The following is a 14,403-nucleotide window of genomic DNA, read 5'->3' as shown; positions in this document are numbered from 1 at the left end:
AAAAAAATAATTATATTTTTGATAATAATTAATTCTTAGACATGTGCAATTGTGCCGTGTAACCCTCCATATTATGATGAAAAAATATATTACTTATCTATTGCTTTTTGGATTTCCTTTATTTGGGTGCCAAAGCAAAGTAGCTGAAAACTCTACCTATCAACAAAACTGGATGCAATTAGAGAAAGAGAATAAAGCTTTAGCTTTTGATGCTGATATTCAGTTGTCTGAATCTGAAATAACGCTGGATAAAAAATTATTTCAGATAAGAAAAGATTTCCTTGCAAACACAGAGAAACAGAAAATATCTTTATATAACAGTTCTTTCGATCAATTAAAACCATTGATAGAGGGTAGTACGTTATTCGAAATCCTTCAATTGATGCCGAAAGGAGGGCTATTGCACACCCATAGTGGTGGGATCACGGACGCAAAATGGGTGATTGCAACAGCCAGAAAATATAAAGAATGTTATGTCTATGATCAGGCTGATACGAAAGACTTTATTTTTGGACAGTTGGGTTTTTTTGAAGAGGGGAAAGTTCCAAGAGGTTTTGTCAGCCTCAATAAAAAGCTTAGTTCACAGCCCGGTTTTGAAAAACAGTTGACAGAACTTCTCCTGTTGAAGCGTGAGTCCCTGTGTACCTATTCAGATTACTGGATTGAATTTGAGAAACGTTTTACAAGGATTAGCCTGCTGTTGCCTTATCGTCCTTTTTTCAAAGAATATTATAAGAAAGGATTTGAGGACTTAGTGGAAAACAAAGTACAGCATGTAGAAATAAGATATGTTTTTGATGAGCTTTATGACTTTAAGCATGGAAAATACCCACTGGAGACTTCTGTTACTGATTTACAGGATGTGGTGAAAGAAATCCAAAAACAGCATCCGGAATTCAGTCTGAAGTTAATTTATTCAAGTTTTAAGTTTTTGGATCCAAAGAGTATTGAAAAACAACTTGAAATAGCTTTTAAACTTAAAAAAGAATTCCCAAATGTGATTTCAGGTTTTGATCTTGTGGCGGATGAGGCTGCAGGAAATAGTATTTATTCCTTCAGGGAAGATTGGGCAAAACTTGATGAGCTGAGTAAAAAGTATGGAGTAAAGATGCCTCTTTTTCTTCACGCCGGGGAAAGCGTATCTGTTTTTAATAAAAATATCATCGATATTTCCTCACTGGATAACCCAAGAATTGGACATGGGCTGAATCTGATTTATTTTCCAAAAACAATGGAACTGATCAGAAAACAAAATAAACTCGTTGAGGTAAGTCCGATCAGTAACCAGGTTTTAGGATATGTCAGTGATCTGCGGAATCACCCTGCAAGAATTTTATTAAGTAACGGAGTGCAGTGTTCCATTAACAGTGATGATCCAAGTGTTTACGGATACAATGGCCTTGGTTATGATTTTTGGGTAGCTTTTGTGTACTGGGAACTGGATGTAAAAGCACTGAAGAAGCTGGTTTTTAATTCAATTCATTATTCTTCCCTGAATGAAAATGAAAAGAAACAATCATTGGTGTATTTGAATAAGGAATGGGATGGTTTTGTTCAGAAAATGAATGGAAAGCTAAAATAATAGTATATTAGATTGAATCTATAGAAAGCATCATTTTTTAAATGGTGCTTTTATTTTTGTGGATTTGTCAGTTCAACTATAATTTTGTTAGGGATGATTTGAAGTGTATTTTTAAAGTCGGGAGATTTCTGTAATCCTGTTAGATACTTATTTTTATAAATTTAATATCAAAAAAGAGAAAATCTCAAAGACTAACTGTAATTTTAAAGTGATAAAGAAAGTATGAGCTACGATATACACTTATTCAGAACCGAGACGAAGATTCGGGAACGCGAACTTAATGACGAAAGTTTTTTCGATAATGATGAAAATCTTGAATTGTTTACGGCAGTTCAGATAGAAGAATTAAAAGCACGTCTCACAAAGTATAAATACGTTTTACAGGAGAAAAGCAAATATGGATTCCATTTCGAACATCCTGAATACGGACAAGCGTTACTGACTGATGGAGCCCTCTACTTTTCAACAAGCTTTAACGAGGAAAACATTTTTGAAGTCGGAATGACAGCCTCTGAATTCACTGATACGGGTGAGTACCAAAAATACGATCCTCAAAATGGGGAATGGGAAGAGTATTAAAGATAATCATAAGAAAATTTAATTGTGTAAGTATCTACAAAAATCACCTTATGGACTTTGCCTTAAAGGTGGTATTACATTTCGGTTTATCTCATAAAAATATTCACAAATACGATCTGATATTTGTGAGCAATATATTTCTCGTGAGAGTTCTATTTTAGTCAGGATCAGGGTATACTGGTGGACAGCTGTTAACACGGTCACATTTGGTATAAAAAGTATCGCATTGTGCTGGTGTGCACATCGGATATGATAGATCCGGATCATTTCCTCCAAAAATATCTTTCAATTCTTTTTTGGTGAGCTTGTGGGATAGTTTTTTTAAGTTTTTCATAAAATAAGGTATTTAGTTTTTTGATATTTTTTGATAAAAAAATACATATCCAATATACACAAATAAGCAATATCAAAATATAATGTTCGTGGTTTATGTAAATGAGAGAGAAAAGTTTTAAATAATAACTGAAAAACTCAAATTTATTGAAATATGTTGTCTTTAATTTTATAAAAAATAATCAGAAAAAAGAAATTTATAAATTATAAAAATGATTAATAAATGACTTATACTACAAAATAGAAAAGTTTTAGAAAGTAATAAAATCTGTACAATTGAATGAAAAAATAATAGTATAATTGATATAATTCGACTAAGAGATAATTATTAATTTCAAAAAACACAATTTTATGAAAAGATTATTCCTATTACCAATTCTTTTGGTATTAACATTCTTTGTTACAAATTCATGTAATGCATCAAATGATGATTATGTCATTCAACAAGAAAATAGTACGAACAATCGTTCTGGCAATGAAAAAAGACGAAACTCTGATTTAGGCTTTTTACATAACACAGCTTTAGACTTATACTATGAAAATAATCAGACTAATAGTTCTAAAATTGAATATCGTAACGCTATATCAAGTATTACTTCATATATGAAAAAATACGATGAGTTCTATTTTTTAGAAGTAGATTCTAAAAAATTAATTGGCAGATATAACAATTTTGTATCATATAAGAAAAAGACAGGAAATGTTAATGAGAAAGATGAAGATTATTCTGAAATGCATGATACAGTAGATTATTTAAAATCAATTAAAGAAATCTCAGAAGCGAACTATCGTTTTTTAGTAAAAAATTTATTGAAAGATGGAGATTATGAAACCTCATTAAAAGAAATAGATTTATATCTTACTAACAATAAGTTAGGTACATATGATAAAGAGCAAATAGAAACAGTTAGATCAATATATATTTCTTCAAATGAATACTGGAAAACATCAAAGACCTTCAAGAGTCGTGCTGTAAGAAGAGGAGACCCAAAATCACGAGCAGTTATTATTGCTGATGCAGTAGGTGGATTGCTTTGGGCTTCTACCGGACCTTTTGCTGTCGTTGGTGCAGCGGCTTGTTCTCTAATAGCAAATGAAGCTTAAAATAAATAAAATAATATGATAAGTACTATAATAATTGCAGTTCTAAGTTTTTCTATATGTCTTTTTATTTGGAATGAGAAAAAAAGTGAATTTTTAAAAGAAATTTCATGGTACTTTATTTCCGCTCTTTTCCCTTTTTTATTTGTAATATCTATGTTTTTTGTAATATTTAAAGATCTAGACAAAGAAACGTTAGATTTTGATCTATTTTCAATTATTCTATTAGTTTTTGCTGTTTTTTCTATTATATATATAAAAGTCAAAAATAAATTTAAAAAGCATTAATAGGTTTTATAAATAAAAATACAATATTGAATGATATATTAGTTTTAGCCCTCTTTTGAAGGGCTTTTTTATTTAGATCAATAAAATATCTACTTTTTCTTTTTCCATTCCTCATATTTTTCCTTCATGCAATGTCCACATGGTCTGTATCCATGGCCTAATGCTTCTACTTCATTCTTAAAGAAAACACGGTTTTCAGGCTTCATTCTTTTACCGGATGAGCATGAAAGCAAACCATAGATTTTTGCTTTTACATAACCAGCGAGTGCCACATCACCTTTTCGGATTAAAGAACGGAGTGTCTTTTCTCTCTTTTCAGGGGTTTCACCCAGATCAGTATGCTTTATCATTTGGGGAGTTTTACTATTAGTTTTTAGATTGAAAATATGACATAGAATTATCTTTTAATTTCTGTCTATTTTGTAGCTAACTCAATCCATCATGGAAAATAATACCAAGACTATGTCTGTGTCCACTATGAAGAGGACTTACCCCATGTTTCATATTAACCCGGTAATAGCCTTTAGATCCTTTCACGGAACGGAAATTGGTTGTCAGTATCAGCATGTCGCCCCGGTTGGGTTTTAATACATTGGCTTTGGATTGCGCACGAGGAATCTGCTCTGTTATGACAAATTCCCCACCCTTATAATCTTCTTCTATCTGATCCAGCATAAAAACGATCTGCATCGGAAAGTAAATTTCACCATACAGATCCTGATGCAAGGTATTAAAACCTCCTTTACCGTATTTTAATATCAGAACGGTTGGCTTTTCCTGGCTATGTTCCTGACAGAGCTTTTTCATGGCTTTATGTGTCGAAGGAAACTTTTTATCGATATTAAGTTCTTGCATCCATTGATTCGCCACTGGTGCTATTTCAGCATATATCTGTTCGCGTATTTTGGTAATCAATTCAGGCAATGGATATTGAAAGTATTTATACTCTCCCAGACCAAACCGGTACCGTTCCATATTGATGGTTTTGCGGTAGGTATTGTCTGCATTGTAAGTGGCAATTAGATTATCACATTCCATTTTGCTTAATACATCCCTGACTATCACAAACCCTTTGTCATGCAGTTCTCCCGTAATCTTCTGCCAATCCCTTGAAGCCAGTCTCTTTTCTATATCTTTCATATTATGATTTTTATGAGGATAAAATTAGTTTTATATGAAGAAGTAAGAAATCCGAAACTTGCGGTATTGTACTAGAATTAATCTGACTTGTTTCAGATCTATTTCATTGATATAGCCAATTGTATATCCGGATATTTTTATTGCAGTATATAATCTTCAGTTGCTTCCTTGATACTCTGGCTTATCATGAGTCTAATTGTGATATCCATGGCAACTTGCTCGTGACCACGTTTTACGTGTCCAAAACCATGTCCCTGATTGCGAAGAACTGTACGTGTTATAGCATCAGACTTATTACTATAAGGGTGGGCCTGCTTCTCCTTGTCCTTTATCTTCTTCTTGTCATGATTATAAATTAAACCGGCCGATAATATATGATCGCTTACCAGGGAAGATCTGTTACTCTGCAGGCGCATGTCGGTAAGTCTTTGTCCATATGAACTATCGTCAGGAGACATAAAGGCAGGCTCTGATAGGGCACATCTGGTACAGGTATATTTGAGTAAAAGTTTCCCTTCAGACAAATAACCTTCAAAAGGTACAGACAGATAAATATCGGCCGGTCGGCTATACATTTGGTAAATAGCGGTCATAATAGCCGGTTCGGCACAGTTACTGGGCATCCAGCTTTCAAGCATACCGATCTTGTTTTGTTTCGCCTGGCAAATTAATTGATCTTCTGCTCTCTGAGACTCTATATCAATCACGTTTTGTGTTATTTGATTAATCGGGCGATTCTTTATTATCTTAGGTTGCTGCATTTCGCTTATTTTTTTATTGGCCCTATACTCGGGAGTTTGAAGAAAGTATAAACCAGACTGCATAGAAGGAGGTTTTATGCCAAGGCGCTGCATGATATCCACGTGTTTACGTAAGCTTTCAGCAGTTTTTTCATAAGAAATATCGGATATATCCATGGGATTTGGTACTCCCATGCTGGTGTAGCTATTTCTTTCTATCTCTGTTTTTTGTAAACTTTGTGTGCCATAAGGTGTAATATCGGATGCACCAAACACAGGCCTGAAAGTTGCGCCACTTTTGTCTTTCATATGTCCTTCTTTAATATACATAATACAAATACATCCTTTTCTGCTGCTGGGTAATATACCTGTTCTATCCTTAGATTTTCCTGTAAAAAGGTTATTATTCAACAAAAGTTTTCGGGCATGTCGGTGCATGATCTTGTGTCTGTTTATTTTGTTGGAACTGTTAAAGGTGAGCCACTGATTTTTCGGAAAAATGGCAGCCAGGCGTGAGTCACTCGGCAGTAACATAGTACCGGATTTTATAAGAGGTATATAACGTTCATCAATGTTCAGGAACCGGGTAACTTCTTTGATCAAGTCTTTTTCTTCCTGTTTTATCCTGGTGGTTGTTTCCTTTTTCTCTTCTTCGAGGTTTGTTTTTGTTTTCTTTATTTTTTGATCATATGATCGCTCGGACTTTCTGATTATTTTCCTCTTGTATCCTTCATGGGTACGCTGCCTGAAATGCATTGGTTGGGAACGTTCATATTCCAACTGGCGAATTTCATCTGAATATCTTTTTTCAAGTTTTGCCAATTCAATCTTAGGTTTATCCTCCATATCTTTCAAATGGGACATAATAGTCAGATAATTGATCTTATAATTGTACATTTTTTCCATTCTGTTCAACTCGGCCTCTAACATTTCTTGATCCTTAATATCGGTTACTGGCGAATTGTAATTTTGCCTTAGGCGGTCTATGTAGGTCAAGTCATCTTTCAGATTGAAATCCACATCTTTTTTAATAAGGTTCAAATCATACTCCTGATCCTGTACGAATGTTTGTGAGCCCCATTGAAATCTTTCATCAATTGTAATTCGTTGTAAAATAGCTCGTATCTGAGATAGGTCTTCCTGTTGCTTTACCTGTTTTTCTTTCATGATTATTATTTTTTAAGCAATATTTACGATTTCATTTTTTCACCTTTTTATCTGGAGGTGATTTTACCCATCCAGCTGAACTTTGTGGATATGAAATTCCACGGAGCAGGGTTCAAAAGAATATCAATTAGCCATTGTTTATATGGCTAATTTCTTTCGAAAATTGAACATATAGGTCAGGGTAAACACCTAGTTTTTATAAATCAGGTATTTTATTTTTGAATCATTGTTTTGTTATGGTTGATTAATTATAAAACAGAATGATGTATTGTATAAATTAAGAAGATGTTGTTTGGTGATACCAAATGTCATTAGGTATGTTTTAAAAATAGAATGCTGCTTTGGGAAATATAAAAAAGCCTATTGAATCGTGAAGTAACGAGATAATAGGCTGGAAAATTGACTATTTATATCTGGGATGGGTATCGCTCGCCGGAAGATAATGACAATGTATCGGCAAGGAATATCACTGTCGCAACTTCCATCTTCCGGCTTCAAATCCTCTTCATTATTTCGTCCTTATGCTCCTGAATATTTTATACTGTGTATCCACCACTGACTGATTAAAACCGTGTGCTGCTTTGGGTAATAAGAAATATTCTTTTTTAGGAGCTTTTAATGCTTCGAAGTACTTTTTCGACATATCTTTTGGAGTCAGGATATCCTCTTCTCCCTGAATAAGATAAAAAGGGATTTTAAAATCCAGGTTATCTTTCATCATGTCAATGGATGCTCCCATTGATTGTACTCCCAATTTTTCATCACCAACAAAATTCACAAATGAGTAGTCGTCGCCGTCTTCTCTGTCTTTATTATCCTTTTCATTATTGTAAGCCGGATCTAGTATAAACCAGTTTTCAGGAGCGGGAGTAGAGTTTGCCTTTTCATATTTTTTGATCACTCTATAAAGCATTCCCGAATTTTTTGCACTGGAATAGGGTGGTTGCCCTATTGTGTTTAATATTTTCAGGGCATCATCGTCTTTTCTATCTTCTGCTATTTTGTAAAGTTTTGAATATCTTTCTTTGGTGAAGTTTGGATTGACGATTTGAGAATGTCCTATATAGGCATAAAAAAGATGGGGAGATTGGGTCGCTATTTTTACTCCGAGAGCGGATCCCCAGGATGTACCGGAAAGAATGATCTTTTGCTTTCGAAGATGTTTTAAAAGATATTTAGAAAGTGCAACACCATCATTGGTCATTTGTTTCAGAGTTAGAGGGTGAGCTTTCAGATAATCGGGAGACAGTTCTTCAGGTGGATTATTGTGACCATACGTTCTTCCGGAACCACGCTGATCCCATTGAACAACAATAAAATCCTTTTCCAGGCCTTTGTATAAAACATCAATATAAGGAGTTATTGGGCTTCCCGGACCACCGTGGAGAAACAAAATAATGGGTTTCGAAGGATTTCCTTTAATGGTTACCCATTGTTCAATACCATTGATGGGAATGTATTGTTCTTCATGTATCTGATTTTCTTGAACCTTATCAGTTTTGTTTTGTATTGTTTGAGAATAGGTTAACGATGAAAAAAGGAATGAAAATAAGAGGACAGATGCTTTAACTTTCTTAGTGATCATGGGTATGTAATAGTTTAATTTGAAGTGGCTCAAATGTATGTATAAATTCAAAATCTGTGTCGAATTTATGTAAGCTTTTTCGAATATAGAAAAGAAAACATCAGATACTTGTAAATGGTCAAAAAGTTATAAAAGTAATATTATTTAAAAACCTCATTCTCATACAATAAATTATCATCTTCATCAAAACTTATGATCAGTACCTTATATTGTTTGGCAGTGTCATTATTGAAAAACTTAATTCTTGGCGGGATATTGTCACTGTCAAATAAATTAGGGTTCCAATAGAGTGTTTCCCTGGTATCGTTTTCGATCTTCTTTGTGGGATCATCAGTATCTAATGTTTCAATAAGGAATTCTGAAGGTTTATCATATCCTTTTATGACAGATACGTTGTTCTTTTGGGTTGCCTTTTCATTATTTTTAGATTTCATATTACCTCTCATCGTATAGATGGCTACAGCATCACCTATTAATCCGGATCCTTTGATGATTTTTACCATCGCAATATTGTTTATAGGAAGGCTTGAGATCATGCTCGCATCAGTAGGTGTTTCATCCAGATAAAGCTTAGCCTGCTGACCCCGAATATAAGGAACGTTGATTCCTGAATTATTTCTTTGAAATGTTAAGCCGGCCGCTCTTCCCTGTAACCAGTCTAATATGTTGGTTGATCCTGCAGCATGCTGATCTTCATTAACGAAATCGAATATCGTAGAATTGACAGAACTAAACATTCCTGTGGATAATTGTTTGTCAAGCTCTTCTTTTGGATCTTTCTTTTTTCCTACTAATTGTACTTCTTCAATCTGAACATCAACATGTTCCAGTTTTTTACTATTTTTCTGAGTATTGATAGCTCTCGAAATGGCTGGAGAAAGTTTTTTATTTTCAGTAGCTGTTACCAATGTGTATTTTGTAGTTGGAAAGTTACCTTTAAATGGTGTAGGAGTAACCAGAGGTTCTACTGTGACAAATAAATTGTCATTGTTTGACTCCTTACCATTCTCTGAATTTACAAATACGGAAACATTCAAAGGTTCATCAAAACTAAGATTGTTTAAATAAACGTACCCCATTTGATCTGTCCTGAACTGATTAATGGTAGGCTCTGTTTCTCCTAATCTTAATACCAAATTGACATTAGTGTCTTTCATCAGGGCATTGTCTTTAAGTGGTTTTACCCGATAAGAAAGAAATTTTTGAGAATTGGGTTTAAGTGTTGGTGTGGTTCCACTAAGAACTGAGTTCCAGTCAAATCTTTTCCAGTTTTCAGAAATTAGCAAGGCGTCCAGTGCTTCAGCATTGGCTGTTTTAGAGAAATATTGTGCTGGATTATCTATTTTTGAAGAAAGGTCCCCCGTTAACCAAAGACTGCTTAGTATATTTTCTTCGTCAGTTTTGTTGCTACTATCATCATCACTTACCAAAACGGTATAGTTTTTAAAATAAGACTCAGGGGAAAGGTCGATACTGTTGAAGGATCTTGGTGTTTGTTTTAAGTTCTGACCGATAATTTCTGCTTTCTCAACCTTTAAATTATTAGGTTTTATAAAGCAAAGCCTTTTTGCAATGAGATTGTCTTGTTCATCAAAAATAGCTAACTGTAAAACCCCATTGGCTCCATTGCTGATCTTTGTAGGAATAAGGCTTGAAGCCTCGTTCATTAACTGAGTGATATTGGCTTTATAAGCAAGATGATTATTGATGGTTCCTACAATTTTATAATTTTGGAGTTGTTGTTTTAAATTGACTCCTTTTAAACTGTATTTAATGCCTTCTTTTGAGCTGGAAACTTCTAAATGGAGACCACTATCTGCAACTTCCGGTAAATTGATGGTCTGCTTTTTTCCTGTATTATCCTCAATAATAGCCTGGTATTTTTTTCCTAAAGCTGGGGTTATTGTAAAAGAAGCAACATTTTTATCGAAAGAGGTAAAGGTCGTTATAGGTACATTGGGATTTTGCATCTCTATTATTTTCCCACTCCATTTTTCAGGCAAAGAAGTATTGCTTAACAATCTTACGGCAAATTTTGTAAGGATGCCATTAATGAAAGCTCCGCCTTCAGGAAAGGCTTTGGCAGACCAATCGGAAGTTTTGGAAACCTCTAATGTTTGCGTTGAATTAGGATTGTAAATAGGAATGACTTTAACAATCTGGTCATCTTCGTTAAAATTGGTCATGTAAGGAGTGTAGGCTCTTACAAAGTAGACTTGCTCGGGAAGATCTCCTTTCAATTTAAAATCTCCACTGCCTTCACCATTGGTAAGAAGTATGGTTTTCCAGTCTATTAATTTCTTATCAGCGTTGTACAATTCCACAAATAGAGTCGTAGACAGGGGGGAACGGTTGTAACCGTCAAATACGAAACTTTTAAACCAGATCTGATCACCAGCGGCATATTGTGATTTGTCGGTAAGGATGTATACCTTTTCCTGTTCGTAATTATTCTCAAGATTTGTTATTGCTTTTTCTAATTTAGTTTGTGACAGTACAGGCTGTACAGTGGAAATAAGTAATAGAAAGAAAATATTTTTCATAGAAATCTCAGCGCATTTTTAGTCCAGTGCTAAATTACTCAATTAAAGATTCCAAAATTGATATTTGTCTTTTAACTTGAAAAATTAATAAGATTTTAACTAATTATCAGTGTTCGATGAAAAAATAACGCTATTTATTGTAAGGTAGTGATTTTGGTATCCTTGGTAGATTTATCTGAAAGTGTAGATATCAAAAGAGAAGATACATCAGGAATAGATATTTCCGTTGTTTTGCCACCTAAAAACAGGTTGCTTGTTACATTAATACTTTTTACATTAAAAAATACTTTTATTTTGGATTCAAAATTTCATTACGATTAAGAATTGAAAGGATAAGGATGTGTAAATTATTAATACATTATAGACTTGTAATGAGTAAAATAAGTTAATGAATTATAAAATTTAAGCATTAACTATAAATCTATTGTATGGGAACTATTTTATTTGGAGTTCTCTATAGGGATATATATTTTAGTGAAAATAAGAAACACAAGTGCACAAGATGTTTTTTAATATTTAAATAGAATATTAATTTAAAAACGTTGAAAAATGAATTTATCTAAATTAAATGTACAAGAATTAAGTACAAAAGAAATGAGAAAAACCGAGGGAGGTTGGTGGCAAGCTGGTCTAGCAATCGCAGGAGCTATTATATATCTTTATAATGAAGGAGGTGATTTTATAAAAGGATATAGAGAGGGCCGTAATTAATAAACAGTAAAATATGTTAAAATATGAAAAATATTAAAAAAATCAAAGTTCAAGAGTTGAATGATAAAGAGCTAAGGAAAGTAAATGGTGGGGATCAATTCATGCATGACCTAGGTATGCATGTAGGTAGTCTTGTTAAAAGTATTATGAATGGAGGAACCTCCCAAACTTGGCAACGTTGGTAATATATAACCAGTAATTCTAATTATTATATGGAAAATAAAAGAATGTCAACAGGTAATATATTATTAACAATATTTATAGTAATGGCAATTTTGATATACCTGTATAATAAATATTCTAAGTAATAAATACATTTTAATAACTCCCATTTCTTTTAGAAAATGGGAGTTTCGTAAAAGATAAAAATGAAATCTCAATTGACTTTCATACTAAAAAACATTTTTTTGTTTGTTTTTTTTCTAATACTTTCAATTTTAAATTTTCACTTATTTAATTATTTAAATAATAATTTTTTTCATTTAGAAACAAGTTATCATGATGATCTTTCTAAAAAACAAATGTTTTATGTTGCTGTTTTTGTAGCGCCATTGATAGAAACTGTAATTTTTCAAACAGGACTTTACCTAATTCTTGATGAACTTTTTAAAATTAAAAATAGTTTAACTTGTATTATAATAATGAGCGTAGCATTTGCAGCTCAGCACTATTATAATTGGTTATACATTGTAGCAACTTTTTTTGGGGGACTTATTTTGAATACTTTTTATGTCATTTTTAATAAAAAAGTTCCTGGTTACTCCTATTGTTTTACGGTCCTACTTCATGCGCTTTATAATCTTTATGGAATATTATTTATAGATTCTCCTTAATTATACAGGATTTCCTGTGTACAATTCTAATTTAAAAAATGAGATCTAAACTTTTTAAAATAATTATTAATATACTTCCTACATAGTCAGCAATGTTTAAAAACTTTACTTAGAGGAACTTCCTAATTCTGGAATAAAAAAATGAAAACTTAATAAATAATTTTGAACAAATAATGTCTCAGTATATTATTCTGGACGAAATGTTAAAATGAACAAACTCTAAAGATAAATTAATTGGATCCAAATTATTTTTAAGAAAATAATGAAATTTGATGTTCCATTCAACTGTCTCATCGCTGCATATGATTTAGAACTAACCCAAATGGCACAGCAATACCCCAATTAAAAAAAAGGTTTGAATTGAAGGATTTAAAACCTGACTATAAATTAATACCAGAGATTACTAGAACAATGAATGTTATATAATTAATGAAGGAATATAAAATTATATGATAAAGAACATTATATAAAAATAAACTGGATAGGAATATAGTTTTCTTGTTTAGAAAATGTCTAGCTCAATTCTGCAGCTAATAATAGATTATAAAAAACACATTAGAAAAGAATAATTAATTTTTAAGACAAGAATATATATATTGTTTGTTATGCTTGTCGAGCAGTAAAAGTATTTCCTTTTTTAATTCAATTAATACAAATCATATGGTGAAAAAAAAAACTATTGGTCTTATCATTTTATACATTATCTGTATATTTTATTCTTACACTATTGGTTGTATTTATTTTCACTCAATTTTTTGATAATATAAAATTTAGAACAATCGACGAAATGGTCGAAAAAAGCGGAATACTATATTCATTAATTATTGCAATTTTTATAGGCCCGTTAATTGAAGAATTTATCTTTAGGTGGCCTTTAAAAGATGTGCGAAAAAGAATTTATTTGTCAACTATTTTAGGGGTAGTATTTACATTTAATAAGGTTTTCATGCTTGATTTTAAAACAGAGAAGATAATCTTATCTCTTTTTATTATTATACTGATAGTGCTGTTACTATATTTTTGGGGAGCAAGTTTTTTAGAGAAAATCAGTGTAAATAGTTTATCAATACTTTCTGCTGTAATGTTTGGTTTATATCATTTAAGCTTGATTAAAGAAGCGTCTAATATTATAATTGTTTCTACGCTGTTTATAATCCCTAAAATAATTTTAGGATTGTTTTTAAATAAAATTCGGTTAAGATATGGTATGTTATACAATATTATTCTTCATGTAATTATCAATTTTATAGGAAGCCTTAGCTTATTGAATAAATCGATCGTGGATTATTTGTAGCGTTTTCTCATTTATCTCCATTTAAATGTGCAGAAATAATGACAAAATAGTTTATAAAAGTTGAGGGAGAATTCAATTTGGAAAATTTTAAAGAACTTAATGTTACTTTGCTGAACTTATGTAATAAGGAACCAAAGGAATAAAAGGTGGGTTTTGATATCAATACGCAAAAAATATTTAGAGAATGGAAACTAGAAAAAAGACATATATGGTTTTAATTATCAGTACTTTATCCCTTGCTGTTCTTTATAACTGGGGAAAGAATTATGCGGAAAGACATTTGGAAAAGATCAATATAAGTGAGCAAAATCGTTAATATTTTACTCAGCTAATATTGGCTTTATTTCATTAACTATAAAATGAAGTCTTTTATTGTTCAAAGAAGCCAATAACGTCTTATGAATATATCTGCTCCAAAAGAAGGTTTTCTAATAAAGGCACTGTTTTTTCAGTGCTTGTTTTTACAATTTTTATAGGGATGTTTTCTTTATTTAATGGTAATTATGT

General features: G+C 32.1%; 14 protein-coding genes. 8 read left to right on the top strand and 6 right to left on the bottom strand.

Features of this window, described 5'->3' with window-relative positions; translation table 11 throughout:
- The first annotated feature begins 73 nt into the window (after positions 1-73).
- Together JHL15_RS15710 and JHL15_RS15705 are read left to right on the top strand one after the other, a co-directional pair.
- Complete coding sequence (locus JHL15_RS15710) at positions 74-1,582, top strand: amidohydrolase family protein (protein WP_200247233.1); 1,509 nt, start codon at positions 74-76, stop codon at positions 1,580-1,582.
- Between the two features lie 222 nt (positions 1,583-1,804).
- Positions 1,805-2,161, top strand: a complete 357-nt coding sequence (locus JHL15_RS15705; RefSeq protein WP_200247231.1) for a hypothetical protein — start codon at positions 1,805-1,807, stop codon at positions 2,159-2,161.
- Positions 2,162-2,318: 157 nt separating this feature from the next.
- Here the strand turns inward: JHL15_RS15705 and JHL15_RS15700 are convergent, their stop codons facing one another.
- Positions 2,319-2,495 carry a hypothetical protein gene (locus JHL15_RS15700; protein WP_200247229.1) on the bottom strand — a complete coding sequence of 59 codons (177 nt, stop codon included), beginning with the start codon at positions 2,493-2,495 and terminating at the stop codon, positions 2,319-2,321.
- 350 nt (positions 2,496-2,845) lie between these two features.
- Here JHL15_RS15700 and JHL15_RS15695 point away from each other — a divergent pair, with 350 nt between their 5' ends.
- Entirely contained in the window at positions 2,846-3,598 is a 753-nt protein-coding gene (locus tag JHL15_RS15695) for a hypothetical protein (protein WP_200247228.1), read from the top strand.
- A gap of 374 nt (positions 3,599-3,972) precedes the next feature.
- Here the strand turns inward: JHL15_RS15695 and JHL15_RS15690 are convergent, their stop codons facing one another.
- From JHL15_RS15690 to JHL15_RS15670, 5 genes are all read right to left on the bottom strand, one after another.
- Positions 3,973-4,233 carry an Ada metal-binding domain-containing protein gene (locus JHL15_RS15690; RefSeq protein WP_200247226.1) on the bottom strand — a complete coding sequence of 87 codons (261 nt, stop codon included), beginning with the start codon at positions 4,231-4,233 and terminating at the stop codon, positions 3,973-3,975.
- A 76-nt stretch (positions 4,234-4,309) separates the two neighbouring features.
- Positions 4,310-5,023 (bottom strand): 2OG-Fe(II) oxygenase, encoded by a 714-nt coding sequence (locus tag JHL15_RS15685; RefSeq protein WP_200247224.1) that lies wholly within the window; start codon positions 5,021-5,023, stop codon positions 4,310-4,312.
- Positions 5,024-5,160: 137 nt separating this feature from the next.
- On the bottom strand, positions 5,161-6,930 hold the full coding sequence (locus JHL15_RS15680) for a hypothetical protein (protein WP_200247223.1): 1,770 nt from the start codon (positions 6,928-6,930) through the stop codon (positions 5,161-5,163).
- 508 nt (positions 6,931-7,438) lie between these two features.
- A complete protein-coding gene (locus tag JHL15_RS15675; RefSeq protein WP_200247221.1) occupies positions 7,439-8,515 on the bottom strand; it encodes an alpha/beta hydrolase family protein in 1,077 nt (358 codons plus the stop codon).
- A gap of 140 nt (positions 8,516-8,655) precedes the next feature.
- Positions 8,656-11,058, bottom strand: coding sequence for a hypothetical protein (locus JHL15_RS15670; RefSeq protein WP_200247220.1), 2,403 nt, complete (start codon positions 11,056-11,058; stop codon positions 8,656-8,658).
- A gap of 549 nt (positions 11,059-11,607) precedes the next feature.
- Between JHL15_RS15670 and JHL15_RS15665 the strand changes: the two genes are divergently transcribed.
- From JHL15_RS15665 to JHL15_RS21310, 5 genes are all read left to right on the top strand, one after another.
- A complete protein-coding gene (locus JHL15_RS15665) occupies positions 11,608-11,769 on the top strand; it encodes a class IIb bacteriocin, lactobin A/cerein 7B family (RefSeq protein ID WP_200247218.1) in 162 nt (53 codons plus the stop codon).
- Positions 11,770-11,792: 23 nt separating this feature from the next.
- Positions 11,793-11,954, top strand: a complete 162-nt coding sequence (locus JHL15_RS15660; RefSeq protein WP_200247217.1) for a bacteriocin — start codon at positions 11,793-11,795, stop codon at positions 11,952-11,954.
- Between the two features lie 183 nt (positions 11,955-12,137).
- On the top strand, positions 12,138-12,602 hold the full coding sequence (locus JHL15_RS15655) for a CPBP family intramembrane glutamic endopeptidase (RefSeq protein ID WP_200247215.1): 465 nt from the start codon (positions 12,138-12,140) through the stop codon (positions 12,600-12,602).
- 787 nt (positions 12,603-13,389) lie between these two features.
- Positions 13,390-13,896 carry a CPBP family glutamic-type intramembrane protease gene (locus tag JHL15_RS21370; RefSeq protein WP_200247213.1) on the top strand — a complete coding sequence of 169 codons (507 nt, stop codon included), beginning with the start codon at positions 13,390-13,392 and terminating at the stop codon, positions 13,894-13,896.
- 184 nt (positions 13,897-14,080) lie between these two features.
- Positions 14,081-14,212, top strand: a complete 132-nt coding sequence (locus tag JHL15_RS21310; protein WP_262895637.1) for a hypothetical protein — start codon at positions 14,081-14,083, stop codon at positions 14,210-14,212.
- Positions 14,213-14,403 lie beyond the last annotated feature (191 nt).

The organism is Chryseobacterium paridis (genome assembly GCF_016595215.1).
Classification (GTDB): domain Bacteria; phylum Bacteroidota; class Bacteroidia; order Flavobacteriales; family Weeksellaceae; genus Chryseobacterium; species Chryseobacterium paridis.
Note: the sequence above shows the minus strand (reverse complement) of the source record. Positions and strands in the feature narration are given on the sequence as shown.

What these genes read in the sequence shown, in the direction of transcription:
- JHL15_RS15685 (WP_200247224.1), bottom strand. Translation starts at nt 5,023, where the DNA reads ATGAAAGATATAGAAAAGAGACTGGCTTCAAGGGATTGGCAGAAGATT.
- JHL15_RS15700 (WP_200247229.1), bottom strand. Translation starts at nt 2,495, where the DNA reads ATGAAAAACTTAAAAAAACTATCCCACAAGCTCACCAAAAAAGAATTG.
- JHL15_RS15660 (WP_200247217.1), top strand. Translation starts at nt 11,793, where the DNA reads ATGAAAAATATTAAAAAAATCAAAGTTCAAGAGTTGAATGATAAAGAG.
- JHL15_RS15690 (WP_200247226.1), bottom strand. Translation starts at nt 4,233, where the DNA reads ATGATAAAGCATACTGATCTGGGTGAAACCCCTGAAAAGAGAGAAAAG.
- JHL15_RS21310 (WP_262895637.1), top strand. Translation starts at nt 14,081, where the DNA reads ATGGAAACTAGAAAAAAGACATATATGGTTTTAATTATCAGTACTTTA.
- JHL15_RS21370 (WP_200247213.1), top strand. Translation starts at nt 13,390, where the DNA reads ATGGTCGAAAAAAGCGGAATACTATATTCATTAATTATTGCAATTTTT.
- JHL15_RS15655 (WP_200247215.1), top strand. Translation starts at nt 12,138, where the DNA reads ATGAAATCTCAATTGACTTTCATACTAAAAAACATTTTTTTGTTTGTT.
- JHL15_RS15665 (WP_200247218.1), top strand. Translation starts at nt 11,608, where the DNA reads ATGAATTTATCTAAATTAAATGTACAAGAATTAAGTACAAAAGAAATG.
- JHL15_RS15710 (WP_200247233.1), top strand. Translation starts at nt 74, where the DNA reads ATGATGAAAAAATATATTACTTATCTATTGCTTTTTGGATTTCCTTTA.
- JHL15_RS15675 (WP_200247221.1), bottom strand. Translation starts at nt 8,515, where the DNA reads ATGATCACTAAGAAAGTTAAAGCATCTGTCCTCTTATTTTCATTCCTT.
- JHL15_RS15670 (WP_200247220.1), bottom strand. Translation starts at nt 11,058, where the DNA reads ATGAAAAATATTTTCTTTCTATTACTTATTTCCACTGTACAGCCTGTA.
- JHL15_RS15705 (WP_200247231.1), top strand. Translation starts at nt 1,805, where the DNA reads ATGAGCTACGATATACACTTATTCAGAACCGAGACGAAGATTCGGGAA.
- JHL15_RS15680 (WP_200247223.1), bottom strand. Translation starts at nt 6,930, where the DNA reads ATGAAAGAAAAACAGGTAAAGCAACAGGAAGACCTATCTCAGATACGA.
- JHL15_RS15695 (WP_200247228.1), top strand. Translation starts at nt 2,846, where the DNA reads ATGAAAAGATTATTCCTATTACCAATTCTTTTGGTATTAACATTCTTT.